The organism is Streptomyces inhibens, from assembly GCF_022221585.1.
Lineage (GTDB): Bacteria > Actinomycetota > Actinomycetes > Streptomycetales > Streptomycetaceae > Streptomyces > Streptomyces inhibens.
The window spans coordinates 8,092,491-8,105,281 of record NZ_CP084681.1 but is presented as its reverse complement, the minus strand read 5'-3'; the positions used below and the strand labels follow the sequence as shown (position 1 = coordinate 8,105,281).

The 12,791-nt window shown below is 72.2% G+C and carries 12 protein-coding genes and 1 pseudogene; 10 read left to right on the top strand and 3 right to left on the bottom strand.

What is annotated here, in order from left to right; translation table 11 throughout:
- Position 1: 1 nt before the first annotated feature.
- Both KI385_RS36360 and KI385_RS36355 read left to right on the top strand, forming a co-directional pair.
- Entirely contained in the window at positions 2 to 1,939 is a 1,938-nt protein-coding gene (locus KI385_RS36360; protein WP_238576288.1) for an FUSC family protein, read from the top strand.
- Between the two features lie 86 nt (positions 1,940 to 2,025).
- Positions 2,026 to 2,532 (top strand): MarR family winged helix-turn-helix transcriptional regulator, encoded by a 507-nt coding sequence (locus KI385_RS36355; protein WP_128503089.1) that lies wholly within the window; start codon positions 2,026 to 2,028, stop codon positions 2,530 to 2,532.
- 193 nt (positions 2,533 to 2,725) lie between these two features.
- Here KI385_RS36355 and KI385_RS36350 read toward each other — a convergent pair whose 3' ends face one another.
- Entirely contained in the window at positions 2,726 to 3,739 is a 1,014-nt protein-coding gene (locus KI385_RS36350) for a WD40/YVTN/BNR-like repeat-containing protein (protein WP_238578001.1), read from the bottom strand.
- Positions 3,740 to 4,216: 477 nt separating this feature from the next.
- On the opposite strand from KI385_RS36350, the gene ssgD (KI385_RS36345) reads away from it, so the two are divergent.
- Positions 4,217 to 4,630, top strand: coding sequence for a spore wall synthesis regulator SsgD (ssgD, locus tag KI385_RS36345; protein WP_238576287.1), 414 nt, complete (start codon positions 4,217 to 4,219; stop codon positions 4,628 to 4,630).
- A gap of 137 nt (positions 4,631 to 4,767) precedes the next feature.
- Positions 4,768 to 5,026, top strand: a pseudogene (locus tag KI385_RS36340) (response regulator); the annotation flags it as partial.
- Here KI385_RS36340 and KI385_RS36335 read toward each other — a convergent pair.
- Positions 5,013 to 5,816 carry a TetR/AcrR family transcriptional regulator gene (locus tag KI385_RS36335; protein ID WP_238576286.1) on the bottom strand — a complete coding sequence of 268 codons (804 nt, stop codon included), beginning with the start codon at positions 5,814 to 5,816 and terminating at the stop codon, positions 5,013 to 5,015. The pseudogene KI385_RS36340 and the gene KI385_RS36335 overlap by 14 nt on opposite strands.
- A gap of 134 nt (positions 5,817 to 5,950) precedes the next feature.
- On the opposite strand from KI385_RS36335, the gene KI385_RS36330 reads away from it, so the two are divergent.
- The 3 genes from KI385_RS36330 (at position 5,951) to ssgD (KI385_RS36320) (ending at position 8,683) form a co-directional block, all read left to right on the top strand.
- Positions 5,951 to 6,469 (top strand): PH domain-containing protein, encoded by a 519-nt coding sequence (locus tag KI385_RS36330; RefSeq protein ID WP_238578000.1) that lies wholly within the window; start codon positions 5,951 to 5,953, stop codon positions 6,467 to 6,469.
- Positions 6,466 to 8,127 (top strand): PH domain-containing protein, encoded by a 1,662-nt coding sequence (locus KI385_RS36325; protein WP_238576285.1) that lies wholly within the window; start codon positions 6,466 to 6,468, stop codon positions 8,125 to 8,127. Before KI385_RS36330 ends, KI385_RS36325 begins: the two co-directional genes overlap by 4 nt.
- A gap of 142 nt (positions 8,128 to 8,269) precedes the next feature.
- On the top strand, positions 8,270 to 8,683 hold the full coding sequence (gene ssgD, locus KI385_RS36320) for a spore wall synthesis regulator SsgD (protein ID WP_238576284.1): 414 nt from the start codon (positions 8,270 to 8,272) through the stop codon (positions 8,681 to 8,683).
- A 191-nt stretch (positions 8,684 to 8,874) separates the two neighbouring features.
- Here the strand turns inward: ssgD (KI385_RS36320) and KI385_RS36315 are convergent, their stop codons facing one another.
- Positions 8,875 to 9,654, bottom strand: coding sequence for a polysaccharide deacetylase family protein (locus KI385_RS36315; protein ID WP_238576283.1), 780 nt, complete (start codon positions 9,652 to 9,654; stop codon positions 8,875 to 8,877).
- Between the two features lie 150 nt (positions 9,655 to 9,804).
- Between KI385_RS36315 and KI385_RS36310 the strand changes: the two genes are divergently transcribed.
- Genes KI385_RS36310 through KI385_RS36300 form a run of 3 tightly spaced genes read left to right on the top strand, consistent with a single transcriptional unit; the run spans position 9,805 to position 12,685 of the window.
- Positions 9,805 to 10,512 carry a response regulator transcription factor gene (locus KI385_RS36310; protein WP_128503105.1) on the top strand — a complete coding sequence of 236 codons (708 nt, stop codon included), beginning with the start codon at positions 9,805 to 9,807 and terminating at the stop codon, positions 10,510 to 10,512.
- Positions 10,509 to 12,041 (top strand): ATP-binding protein, encoded by a 1,533-nt coding sequence (locus tag KI385_RS36305; RefSeq protein ID WP_238576282.1) that lies wholly within the window; start codon positions 10,509 to 10,511, stop codon positions 12,039 to 12,041. The genes KI385_RS36310 and KI385_RS36305 overlap by 4 nt, the downstream gene beginning before the upstream one ends.
- Positions 12,038 to 12,685 (top strand): hypothetical protein, encoded by a 648-nt coding sequence (locus KI385_RS36300; RefSeq protein ID WP_238576281.1) that lies wholly within the window; start codon positions 12,038 to 12,040, stop codon positions 12,683 to 12,685. Before KI385_RS36305 ends, KI385_RS36300 begins: the two co-directional genes overlap by 4 nt.
- Positions 12,686 to 12,791 lie beyond the last annotated feature (106 nt).

Genomic DNA, 12,791 nt, shown 5'->3' with positions numbered 1-12,791 from the left:
CATGGGGAAGCACGCCAAACCTGCCGAGCAGCGGGGGAGAGCCACGCCGGGAAGCGCGGTGCGCGCCCGACCGTTGCCGATCAAGAGCACCGTGCGACTCCGCCGCCCCGTCGACATCTGGCACAAGCCCGCGCTCAGCGCGGTCGCGGCCCTGGCGATCCCCGACCTCACACTGTTCGCACTGGGCCGGCTGGATCTCATCCTCTACACCTCGGCCGGGGCGATGTGCGCGCTGTATGCGCACGGTCTGCCGTACGCGGCCCGAGCCCGCACCCTGCCGTGGGTGGTGCTCGGCATGGTCGCGAGCCTGGGCAACGCGCTGACCGCCGCATCGCTGACCACCTCGACCGCGCTGCTCGTCGTCCTCGCCTCGCTGATCGCCGCGGTCCACAAAATGCTCTGCGATGCGACGCGTATCGGCCCGCCGGGGAACCTCATCCTGACCTTCATCACCGCGTCGGCGTTCTTCGTGCCGCAACGCCTGGGAGAGGTGCCCCAGCACGTGGCGCTGGCGCTCGGCACGGGGGTCCTCGCCTGGCTGGTGTGCATGGCGCCGTCGCTGGTCCGGCCGCAGGGGCCGGAGCGGATCGCCACCGCTCGCGCGCTCGAGGCCGCCGCCGGGCTGCTGCGTACCGAATCGGGCGCCGGCGGCGTGGAATCGGCCGGGGTGGCGCACGCCCGGCATGCCACCGCGGCCGCCGTGAACGCGGCCTGGCACACGTTGTTCCTGGTCCCGGCGCGCACCCCTGCGAAGGCCGCGGCGCGGGCCCGGCTCGAACGTCTGCTGATACGGGCCGAGTCGGCGTTGGGGAGCGGGGAGAACGGGGGGAGCACGGGGCCGCACGGCAACCAGGTCACCGCTGACGGATACGACGACCGTTACGGCAGAAGCTCCGCCAATGCCAATGCCAACGCCAACGCCAACGCCAAACCCAACCCCACCGCCGCCCCCACCGCCACGGAAGTCGACCGGCTCGCTGCCTGGGCTCGTGACGTACGTAGCGGACGCCCGCTGCCCGAGGTCGGTCTCTCGGCCGCCCAGGCCGAGGAGTTGCGTGGCGTCGAGGCCACCGAGTTGCTGGGCATCGGTGCCGATGAGCGGGTGGGCGTGGACGCCGAGGCGCCCGGGCTGCGGCGGCCCGCGCCCGGGCGACCGCGTGGGATACGGGCGGTGCTCGCCCGGCTCGCGCCCGGGTCGGCGCTGCTGCCCATCGGCGCACGGGTCGCTGTCGGGTGTCTGCTGGCGGGCTGGGCGTCGATGGCCGTCGGCGTCGGACATCCGTACTGGGCCGTGGTCACCGCGGCCTCGATCTACCAGGCCAACACCACCCTCTCCTGGCAGCGCGCGCTACAGCGCACCATCGGCAATCTGCTCGGACTGCTGCTGTTCACCGCGTTGCTGCCGCTGATCCATACCGGGCAGCTCGCGATGATCGCGCTGGCGCTGGCCTTCCAGCTCGGCGCGGAGGCCTGCATCACCCGCAACTACTGGCTCGGCTCGGTGTGGGTCACGCCGATGGCGCTGCTGCTGACCGAATTCGGCGGTCATCTGCCCGCGGAGACACTGATCGCCGACCGCTGGATCGACACCGTTGTGGGCGCCGCGGTGGGCCTGGCCTGCTGCGTATTGGTCACCAACCGGCGGGCCACCGACCGTATCGACACCGCCCTGGCACGGGTCGCGGAGGCCGAGGCCGCCGCGCTCCGGCTGCTCGCGGCGGGGCCGGTGCCCGGGGCGGACGACGCCCTGGAGACCGGCTGGGCCCGCGACCGGCTGGCCGGCTGCCTGGTCGAGCTCCGTGAGGCCGTGGAGGTGGCGGCCGGTGAGTGGTGGCAGCGCGCCCTCCCGGAGGAGCGGATCGCACACGCCGAGCAGCAGGGCCATCGCGCGCTGGCCGGCCTCGTCCGCCGGCTCTCGGCACCGGCCCTGGCCGCCTGACCCACGCGCCCGCCCGGCGCGGCGGCCGGCACCCCCTGCGGCAGGCACAATTGGGGGCGTACGGCATGGTCGAGAGGAGAGTGCGGGTGACCGAGGACATCGTCGCAGGGGTGCTGCGCCAGTGGCAGCAGGTACACCCCGGGCTGGACACCGGCCCGATGGCGGTGATCGGGCGGCTCAACCGCTGTTCCGCGCTGCTCCAGCAGGCGGCCGATGCGCCGCTGCGGCGGGCCGGGCTCACCCGTCCCGAGTTCGACATCCTCGGCACCTTGCGCCGGATGGACCGTGAGCTGACCCCCGGACGGGTGGCCCGCGAGACCTTCGCCTCGGGTGCCGCGGTGACCAAACGCGTACGGCAGTTGGAGGAGCGCGGGCTGATCGCCCGCCGGCCCGACGACCGCGACCGCCGCGTCGCGCATCTCTCGCTCACCGATGAGGGGCGCGAGACCATCGACCGGCTGCTGCCCGAACAGCTGCGGTACGAAGCGTCGCTGCTGGACGGCATCGGCGACCAGCGGCAGGAGGAACTCTCCGAGGGCTTGAGCGAGTTGCTGGTCGTACTGGAGGGGCGGCTCGGCAGCTTGATGGACTGACGCCGGCGGAGGCGGAGGCAGGGGCAGAGGGGTGGGCCCATCGGTCCTCCGCCCCTGAGTCACTCAGTCACTCAGTCACTGAGTTTCACCGTCGTTGAGTGAGTCCTTGAGTCCATCAGCGGGTGATGCGGGGGCGGGGCCAGGGGGTGCATGCCATGCCCGGCCCGCCCGCGCGGAGCTGCGGGCGCCGGCCTCACGGTTCGAGTCGTGCGATCCGGCCCCGCTCACCAGCGGCCCAGCAGCCCAGGTCCGGGGCGCAGTCGACGGTGTCGTACGAGCCGTTGTCGAAGGTGCGCCAGGTGCGGCCGCCGTCGAGCGTGAGATCGCTTCCGGAGGGGCCGACGGCCAGGGCGAGCCGCCGGGAGTGCGGGAGCCAGGTGACGCCGGAGCGGTATGCCTTCGGGGGCTCGGCGGCCGACGTCCAGGTGGCGCCGGCGTCGTCGCTGACCGCGGCGGCGCGGGGCGAGGACTGGTCGGGGCGGTAGTCGCCGCCGACCGCCAGGCCGTGGGTGCGGTCGCGGAAGGCGAGCGCGAAGACGCCACGTGCCGGGTCGCCCGCCGGTACGGGGGCGTCGGTGACCGACCAGGTACGGCCGCGGTCGGCGGTGTGCAGAACGCGGGCGGTGGCCGCGCCGCCGGTCGCGATCCAGGCGTCACGGCTGCCGGAGGAGACCAGGCACTGGCCGCTGGCGGCGAACGCGGCTTCGCCGTTCTGGGCCGGCGGCATGCCGTCCGAGGGCAGTACCCGCCAACTGCGGCCACCGTCCCCGGTGGACAGGATGCGGTACTTGCCGTCGACGGGGTCGCTGAGGGCGATGCCGTGCCGCCGGTCGAAGAAGGTCAGGCAGTCGTAGAAGGCCCGTGGGTCGGTGTTGCGGAAGCTTTCGGTCCAGGTGGCACCGGCGTCGTCGGTGCGGAAGACGCGCGAGGCCTCGCCCTCGCCGATCGCGAGGACGACCGCGTGACGCGCGTCGAACGCCTCGATGTCGCGGAACTCCAGCGCTCCGGCACCGGGCGGGGAGATATCGCTCCAGTGCTTGCCGCCGTCGTGGGTGCGCAGCACGGTGCCCGCCGTACCGGCGACCCAGGCGGTGGTACGGCTGACGGCCGCCAGGCCGCGGAAGCGGGCGGTGCTGCCGCTGTCCTTGAGCTGCCAGCCGGCGGCGTGTGGGGTGGCGGTGTCGGCGATTGCCGGGGCGGCGGCCATCGTGGCGAGCGCCGTCGCCACGGCGGTCAGGGCCATCCAGCGCATGGCCCTGCGCCTGGGCACGGCCCGGCTCGTATCCCTGCTGGTATCCGTGCGCGTATCCCTGGTTGTGTCCGTGGTTGTGTCCCTGCCCGAGAACAAGGACATGCCCAACTGGCGTCCCGTGCGCCGCATTCGCCCCACCCCGCTCGTGTTGTGCGCTGGAAGCTAGCCCAGCCCGGCCGGCGCGTCCAGGCCACCGCCCTCACCCCTGACGGCCTGTCAAGTGAAGCCCCTTCGGGCCGATCCCGCACGCCGCTCGGACCGACCGCGCGCAGCAAAGAGGGCATATGCATACATTCAAAGGCCCGTGACGCAGGTCACATAGGAATCCAATGCACCTGGCGCAATGACCTGCACGTCCTAGTGGCTGTAGACCCAAGAATCCGCACCGAATGTCCGCACCGGATATCCGCACCGAATGCAAGGGAGCCGGCGATGTCCAGCGTCATCGACCAAGCCGTTCAGGCCCGTCTCATCGCGATCACTCCCCGGTCGCGGGTGATTCCGGCGAGTCTGCATTACGACCGTGCCGACCCGTTCGCGGTGCGGTTGGTCTTTCCGCCCGTCGCTTCGCTGGACGGGGTCGAGGTGGCATGGACGTTCGGGCGCGATCTGCTGGCGGAGGGGCTGCGCGAGCCGGCCGGGGCGGGCGATGTGCAGATCTGGCCGAGCGGCTCCGACGCCGTCGTGGTGGAATTCCATACCGCGGTAGGGATGGCGGTGGTGCAGTTCGAGGGGCAGGACCTGCGGAGCTTCCTGGCCCGGTCGTACGGGATCGTCGCGGAGGGCGATGAGGCGCGGCATCTGGATGTCGAGGCCGATCTCGCCGCCCTGTTGCGCGAGGCGTAGGCCTCCAGACCCTGTTGCGCGAGGCGCAGGCCTCCAGACCCCGGTTGCGCGAGGCATAGGTCCCCAGATCCCGGTTGCGCGAGGCATAGGTCTCCAGCAGACCCCGGTTGCGCGAGGCATAGGTCCCCAGATCCCGGTTGCGCGGCTCCTGGGCCTCAACGCCGGTCGGCCTGTTGGAGCGGTTCGGGCACACGGTCCTCGCGGCGGTCGGCGATGCGCGGTCGCTGATCGCCGCGGTCGAGGAGCACCGGCCGGAGGTGGCGGTCGTGGACGTACGGATGCCGTCGGGGTTCTCGGACGAGGGCCTGCGTGCCACGTGAACTGCAGTCCCGGCAGCCGTCGCTGGCGGTGCTGATCCTGAGTCGGTACGTCGAGCAGGCCGTCACCGAGGAGCTGGGGCGGCTGACGGCCCGGGAGCGGGAGGTGCCGGCGTTTCTTCGGGGGTGAGCCGTGGGGTGAGTCCTGGGGCGAGCCGTGAGTTGACCACCGGGGTGCCCCCAAAGCCGGCCGACTCCTCCGGCTCCCCTGCCTCCCCCCTCTCCCTTGCCTCCCCCCTCTTCTCTGTCTCCCCCACTTCCCCGGACTCCCCCGTCCCGAACAGATTCGCCAGATGCAGATCCAGCAGCCGTAGCGCGGTCTCCGGTGCGTGCACATCCAGCAGGACGTAGCTGGCGAGCCCGTCGGCCATGCTGATCAGCAGCATCGCCTCGTCCTCGGTGGCGCGTTCCGGGGGGAGTTCGCCGCGTTCCGCGGCCAGCCGCAGTTGGTCGGCGAAGAAGGCGCGGAGCTGGGGGATGCCGTCCCGGGCCTCGGCGCGCAGGGTTTCGTCGTGTACGGCGCGGGAGTAGTAGGCGGCGCCGACCAGCAGGCCGGTGCGGCTCTTGTCGTCCAGCGGCAGCATGCCCGACAGGCAGGCGCGCAGCACCTCGCGCGGGGTCGGTTCCTCGGTGAGCGCCTCGATGCGCTCGCGGATCCGTCGGGCGGCCAGCTGATTGATGTGCCGGAGGGCGAAGAGGAGCATCTCGTCCCGGGTGCGGAAGTAATGCTGTAGCCGGCCGAGCGAGATATCGGCCTCCGCGGCGACATCGCGCAGGCTCGCGCCGTCCAGCCCGCGGGTGCTCGCGATCCGCCACAGCGCCTCGGAGATCTCCTGGCGCCTGGCTTCGTGGTCCACCTTCTTGGGCACGGACGACCTCCTTCATCAGTACGCGGCCCCTTGCGCATGGCTCCGGGTTCGGGGCCTGCCCGCTTTTACAAGTCGCTTGTACCGTTATAACGTACCGCTACTCAATACGCTTGACTTGGAAACCGGTGACCCTGATGCCCGAGCACGCCGCCCCGCTCCTGCGCCCACCCCGCCACCGTGTCGATCCCCGGGCCCGCCGCTGGTGGACGGTCCAGGCACTGCTGACCCTCAGCGGTCCGATGCTGCTCACGGCGCTCGTCATGGCGGTCCTGTCCATACTTTTCTTCCCCGGTGCGCTGCCATGGCTGGGGCCGTTGCTGCTGGTCGTGCTCGTACTGCCGGCCGTCGGCTATCTCGTGGCCATGCCGCGGTGGCGGTATACGGTGCACGCATGGGAGCTGGGCGAGCGCGCGGTCTACGCGGCGGGCGGCTGGTTCTGGCAGAAGCGGCGGATCGCGCCGCTGTCCCGGGTGCAGACGGTGGACACCCTGCGCGGGCCGCTCCAGCGGCGGTACGGATTGGCGACGGTGACCGTGACCACCGCCTCGACCGCGGGCGACATCAAGATCGCCGGACTGTCCGACGCGGACGCCGAGGAGCTGTCCCGGATGATCGGCGAGGCCGCACAGGACGTACCGGGTGATGCCGCATGAGCGCGCCACTGCCTCCCGAGGTGCCCGGCACGAACCCCGACGCACCCGACGTTCCGCATGCCACCGCCGCCCCGTCCGATCCGTCCGCCCCGTCCGACACGTCCGACACGGCGCAGTGGCGCCGGCTGGATCCGCGCACGCTGCTGGTGCACTGCGGCTGGATGGCAGCGCCGCTCGGTTCGCTAGCACTGACAGCGCTGGCCACCGGGGGGCGGATCACGGCCGGAGCCTGGATCACGCTCGCCGCCATCGCGGCTTCCTTCGCCGTCGTCACCACGATCGGCCTGATCCGCTGGGCCCGTACGGAGTTCCGCGTCACCGTCCCCCACCGCCCCGGCGGCACGGGAGGCGCCCCCGCCACGCTGGACGTACGGAGCGGGCTGCTCAACCGTCGGCTGCGCAGTGTGCCGCTGCACCGCATCCGCACCGTCGATCTGACGGCGACACCGTTGCACCGGCTGCTGGGCGTCACCGTGCTGCGCGCCGGTACGGCGGGCTCCGGCGACGGCGGCAGTGAGCTGTCGCTGGAGGCGCTCACGGTTCCCGAAGCGGAGCGGCTGCGCGCGGAGTTGCTCGCGTACCCCGACTCCGACGCGGTCGCGAACGACCCCGTGGTGGCCCGCATCAACTGGCGCTGGCTGCGCTACGCACCGCTCACCTTCTGGGTCATCGGCGGGGTGTTCGTGGTGGCCGGATCGGTCTACCGGGTGCTGGACGGCATCGGCATCGAGGCGTGGAAACTCGGCTTCGTCCAGCGGGCGTTCGCGGAATTCGGCGCGAGCGCGCTCTGGCTGACGATCCCGGCCGCGCTGCTCGTCATCCTCGCCCTGGGCTCGGCCGGCGCCACCGCCCTCTATGTCGAGAACTGGTGGAACTACTGCCTGGAGTGGACCGACGCGCGCACGCTGCGGGTGCGCCGCGGGCTGTTCACCACCCGCTCGGTCACCATCGAAAGCGCCCGGCTGTCCGGTGTGTTGCTGCGCGAGCCGCTGCTGCTGCGGGCCGGTGGCGGCGCTGTCGTACGCGCGGTGGCCGGCGGCCTGGGCAACCGCGAGGAGAACCGCAAGCGCAGCGGACTGCTGCCGCCGGCGCCCCGGCCGGAAGCGCTGCGGGTGGCGGACGGCGCGCTGCGCGCACCCTTCCCCGGAAGCCGGTCACCCCTGTCGCTGGCGCCGCACCCGCGCACCGCCCTGCGCCGCCGCCGGGTCCGCGGTCTGCTGTTCGCCGTGCTGCCGGGCACCGCCGTCCTGGCCGGCCTCGGTGCGGCGTTCACACCCGTACTGCTGCACTGCGCCTGGATCTACGCGGTGGTCACCACTCCGCTCGTGCTGTGGCTGGCCCGGGACGCGTACCGCAATCTGGGGCACGGCGTGCACGGCCGGTATCTGGTCACCCGCTCGGGGACCTTCAGCCGGGACACCCTCGCCCTTCGGCGTGAGGCCGTCGCCGCCTGGACGTTCTCCACCTCGCCCTTCACCCGCCGGTCCGGCCTGGTCACGCTCACCGCGGCGGTCGCGGCGGGCGAGGGCGGCTATCGCATGCCGGACCTCGCGGCCTCCGAGGCTCCCGCCTTCGCCGCGGCGGCGGCCCCGGGAATCGTGGAGGAGTTCCTGATGCACCCCGGGGAGTCGGTACAGATGCCGGCGCAACTCCCGTAGCGGCGCCTCGTCATAGGTGCCCGACCGGCCGCCGTCAACATGAGATACATCACATACATGTCGCGTGCACGGCGAGAGCGGGCACATCGTCCTACTGGACGAGCCATTGCCCATGACCCGACAGCCGTGAGGGAGCAGCGCGATGAACACCGCCATCGACCAAGCCGTCCAGGTCCGCCTCATCGCCACCACCCACGGCCCGCACGCGGTCCCCGCGGTGCTGCACTATCAGCCCGCCGATCCGCTGGCGGTGCGGATGTCCTTCCCGCCGGAGATCTCGCTGGACGGCTCCGCGGTGGACTGGGCGTTCGCCCGCGATCTGCTGGACGAGGGGCTGCGGATGCCGGCCGGGCGGGGCGATGTACGGGTGCGGCCGTCCGGCCCGGACCGCACGGTGATGGAGTTCCACGCGGACGAGGGCATCGCCATGGTCCAGTTGAAGACCGCGGATGTGCGGCAGTTCCTCGCCCGCTCCTACGAGGCGGTGCCGACGGGTGGCGAGTCGGCGCATCTCGGCATGGAGCGCGGTCTCGCGGAGCTGTTCGGCGCGGCGTGAGGACGGCCGACGCCGGGAAAGCGGCGTAAGGAGAGCGGCCCGACGACAGCGGCGCACGGCGACGGTCGTGTACGGACGGCGGTGCCGTGCTGCGGCCGTCGCTCCCGGGGAGCCGGGATGCGACGGCCGCGGCGCTTCGGCCGGATGCCCGGGGCGTGCCCGAGCCTGATCCGCCGGGCGGCCGCCAGGCCCTAACGCTGCGGGAACCCGAACCCGTATCCCTGTTGCTGCATCCACGGCAGCAGCCGGTCCAGCGACTCGACGGTGCGGGCGCGGTTGCCGCCGCCGTCGTGGAAGAGGACCGTCGGGCCGTTGGGGAGTTCACCGCGTACGGTCGCCTCGATCATCTCGACGCTGCCGCCCTCGAAGTCCTTGCTGTCGACGTTCCAGCCCAGCGGGCGCATGCCGTGGTCCGCGGCCAGCTGCCGGCTGTAGGGCGTGAAGGCGCCGCCCGGGGCTCGGTAGTACTCGACCGTGGCGCCGCCCGCCGCGTCCTCGATCATCTTCTGTGCGTCGAGGATCTGCTGCGACTGATAGCTCTGCGACTGGTGGTCCATGCCGGTGTTGTGGCTGGTGGTGTGGTCGCAGAGCTTGTGCCCGGCGGCCACCACCTGCTTGACCAGGTCCGGGTGGGCCTTGGCCTGCGGGCCGATCATGCAGAAGACCGCCTTGACGTCGTGCTTCTTCAGCACTTCGAGCACCTTCGGGGTCCAGACCGGGTCCGGTCCGTCGTCGATGGTGATGTTCAGGCTGCGGCCGGGGCGGTCCGAGGCGTGCACGATGGAGGGGTCGACCGGTGCGATACGGGGTGCCCGCTGGGGCCGCTGCCGGGAGGAGTCGACACTGTCCGCCTCGGCCTTGGGAGTGGCTCCGGGCTGGGCGAAGGCGAGCGCCCCCGCCACCGCGAGCGACACCACTGCCGCCGCGGTCACTCCGATGATGCCGCCCTCGATGCCGAAGCGCCGTGCCATCCCGACCCCGTCCCTCATACCGTGCTCGTGTGCGTACCGACCGGCGGCGGGTGCTTTGCACGCGCCGCCCTGCACCACGACAGATGCGCCAGGGATCGGGCAGGCTGCTCCTGTTACGGATCCATCATGAAACTTATTGATACTGGACCCATGCCACGTGTACTTCTGATCGAGGACGACGCCGCCGTACGGGACGGAGTGACCCTCGCGCTGCGGCGGCGCGGCCACGAAGTGGCGGCCGCGGCGAGCGGTGAGGAGGGCCTGGAGACTCTGCCGGCCTTCCGGCCCGACATCGTGCTGCTGGACCTGATGCTCCCCGGCAAGGACGGCTTCGAGGTCTGCCGGCTGATCCGCGCCGAGCGGCAGTTGCCGATCATCATGCTCACCGCCCGTGGCGACGATCTCGATGTGGTGCTCGGCCTGGAGGCCGGGGCCGACGACTACATCGTCAAGCCGGCCCGTGGCGAGGTCCTCGAAGCACGCATCCGTGCGGTGCTGCGCCGTACCGCGCTGCCCGCCGACGGTGCGCCGGCCGCCGCGGAGCCGGGCCCCGCCCCGGTCGAGACGTACGGCGAACTGGCCATCGACCGGGCCGGTCTGGTCGTCGCCAAGGGCGGCCAGGACCTGGCGCTGGCTCCTTCGGAGATGAAGCTGCTGCTGTTCCTGTCGGCCACTCCGGGGCAGGTCTTCAGCCGCCAGCAGCTGCTGGAGCATGTGTGGGAGCACAGCTACCACGGCGACGCGCGGCTGGTCGATGCCTGTGTGATGCGGCTGCGGACGAAGATAGAGGACACCCCGCGCAGCCCCCGTTACGTCCAGACCGTGCGTGGCTTCGGCTACCGCTTCGGCCCCCTGTGAACCGCCTCGGCCGCCGGGTGCCGACCCGCACCGTGCTGCGCGGCCTGCGGGCCCGGCTCGTCGTGGGGTTCCTGGTGGTGGCGACCATCAGCGCGCTGACCACCGCGCTGCTGACCTATCGCGAGGCCCGTAACGCCATTCTCCAGCGCTCCCAGGACATCGCGGTCAACGATCTGCGGGCGCAGGTCAATTCGCTGGCGCCGGAGCTCACGGTGCCGCCGGCCCAGGAGGACCTGGACAACTTCCGGGTGCAGCTGGAGCGCTCCGGCAAATCCCGCGAATGGGATATTTCCGTACATTACAGCGGCGTCCCGGACAGCGAAGAGGGCGGCCTGCAGCGCAGTGTGGTGATACCGGCCGACCTCAAGGCGTCGGTGGAGAGGCGCCATGTGCCGGCCTTCCAGCGCATCGACCGGGGCGGCGACCCGTGGCTGCTGATCGGGATGCCGGTCCGGCAGTCCGACGGCGAGGCCTCCGCGCTGTCGATCTACGCCCAACTCCCGCTGAACGCCGAGGAGGCCAATGTCGAGGCGCTGGTGAGCGCGGCTCAGCGGGGCGCGCTGCCGGTGCTGATCCTCGCCGTGATCCCGGCGCTGCTCGCCGCGCGCGGGGTGCTGCGGCCCGTACGGGGACTGCGACAGGCCGCCGGGCGGATCGCGGAGGGCAAGCTGGACACCCGGCTGGAGGTCAAGGGTGCCGACGAACTCGCCGATCTGTCACGGACGTTCAACGACATGGCTGCCAGGCTGGAGGAGAGCATGGCCGAGCTGCGTCGCCTGGAGGCCAACTCCCGGCGGTTCGCGGCCGATGTCTCGCACGAGCTGCGGACACCGCTGGCGGCGATGACCGCGGTCACCGATGTGCTCGACGAGGACGCCGACTCCCTCGACCCCGACACCGCCTCCGCGGTCCGGCTGATCAGCCAGGAGACCGGCAAGCTGGCGCGGATGGTGGAGGACCTGATGGAGGTCTCGCGGTTCGACGCGGGGGCCGCGGCGCTCCATCTGGACGAGGTGGACGTCGCCGAGACCATTCGTAAGACGCTGCAGGCCAGGGCCTGGCAGAAGCGGGTGGCGGCGGAACTGCCGGCGGACGTACGGGCCAGACTCGATCCTCGGCGGCTCGATGTGGTGGTCGCCAACCTGGTCGGCAACGCCCTGCACCACGGTGGCGAGCCGGTCCGGGTGCTGCTGCACGCCCCGGAGCCGGGTGCCGACCGGCTGCTGATCGAGATCTCCGACAGCGGCCCCGGCATCGACCCCGAGGTCCTGCCGCATGTCTTCGAGCGCTTCTACAAGGCGGACTCCGCCCGTGCCCGGTCGGAGGGCAGCGGCCTGGGTCTGGCCATCGCGCAGGAGAACGTCCGGCTGCACGGCGGCACCCTGCGCGCCGCCAACTCCCCCGAGGGCGGTGCGGTGTTCACCGTGGAACTGCCGCTGCGCCACGACGAGCGGGCGGCCGGGGACCGGCCCGCGGAAGACGGCCGGGACGGCGCCCGTCCCGATGCCGGGAAAGAGAACGACGCATGAGCGCCACGAACGCCCGAAACGCCCTGCGCGCGGTGCGGGCCCGGCGGCGCGTGCTGGGCGGCGTGCTGACCGGTGCGCTCGCCGGTGCACTCGCCGGCTGCGGTGTCGCGCCGACCGATGTGATCGACGCCGGTGAGCCCGCCAGCGGCGTGAAGGCGCCGGGCCAGCCCGCCGCCGATGTCCAGCTGTTCTTCTACGGCCCGTCCGGGCTGCGCTCCGCGACCCGGCCGGCGAAGGCCCCGGCCGATCCGGAGCAGGCCATTTCGCTGCTGATGGAGGGCCCGAACCACGCCGAGCGGATGCGTGGGCTCTCCAGCGTGCTGCCGAAGTTCCCCGGCCCGCTGACCGCCGACACGGGCGAGGGCACCGTCGTGATCACCCTGCCGATGAATGCGAAGCTGCTGGACTCCGCCTCGCTCAACCAGCTGGTGTGCACCGCGGCCAACGCCCGGGTGCCCGGGAACATGCCTCCGGGGAAGGTCACGGTGACCCTGGTGGGCGCGGGTATCCGCGTCGGCCCGATGGTGTGCGGCGGCAACAACGCCTTCCCGGTGGTCCAGCCCAGCCCGACGGGCACGGGCCAGGGCTCCGCCGGCCGGACCGACAGCGCTCCGGCGGAGTCGGGTCCCGGCGCGGTGGGCTGAGCAGACGCCGGCCACCGCCCGCCCGTCCGCCCCGGGCCCGCGCTACCGTGAAGACAGGCACCCGTGCGCCGCGGACGCCGCCCCGAAGAGGGCCGGCCGACCGGCC

Coding starts and splice junctions, on each gene's coding strand:
- KI385_RS36360 (WP_238576288.1), top strand. CDS start 2: ATGGGGAAGCACGCCAAACCTGCCGAGCAGCGGGGGAGAGCCACGCCG.
- KI385_RS36350 (WP_238578001.1), bottom strand. CDS start 3,739: ATGGCCGCCGCCCCGGCAATCGCCGACACCGCCACCCCACACGCCGCC.
- ssgD (WP_238576287.1), top strand. CDS start 4,217: ATGTCCAGCGTCATCGACCAAGCCGTTCAGGCCCGTCTCATCGCGATC.
- KI385_RS36330 (WP_238578000.1), top strand. CDS start 5,951: ATGCCCGAGCACGCCGCCCCGCTCCTGCGCCCACCCCGCCACCGTGTC.
- KI385_RS36325 (WP_238576285.1), top strand. CDS start 6,466: ATGAGCGCGCCACTGCCTCCCGAGGTGCCCGGCACGAACCCCGACGCA.
- ssgD (WP_238576284.1), top strand. CDS start 8,270: ATGAACACCGCCATCGACCAAGCCGTCCAGGTCCGCCTCATCGCCACC.
- KI385_RS36315 (WP_238576283.1), bottom strand. CDS start 9,654: ATGGCACGGCGCTTCGGCATCGAGGGCGGCATCATCGGAGTGACCGCG.
- KI385_RS36310 (WP_128503105.1), top strand. CDS start 9,805: ATGCCACGTGTACTTCTGATCGAGGACGACGCCGCCGTACGGGACGGA.
- KI385_RS36300 (WP_238576281.1), top strand. CDS start 12,038: ATGAGCGCCACGAACGCCCGAAACGCCCTGCGCGCGGTGCGGGCCCGG.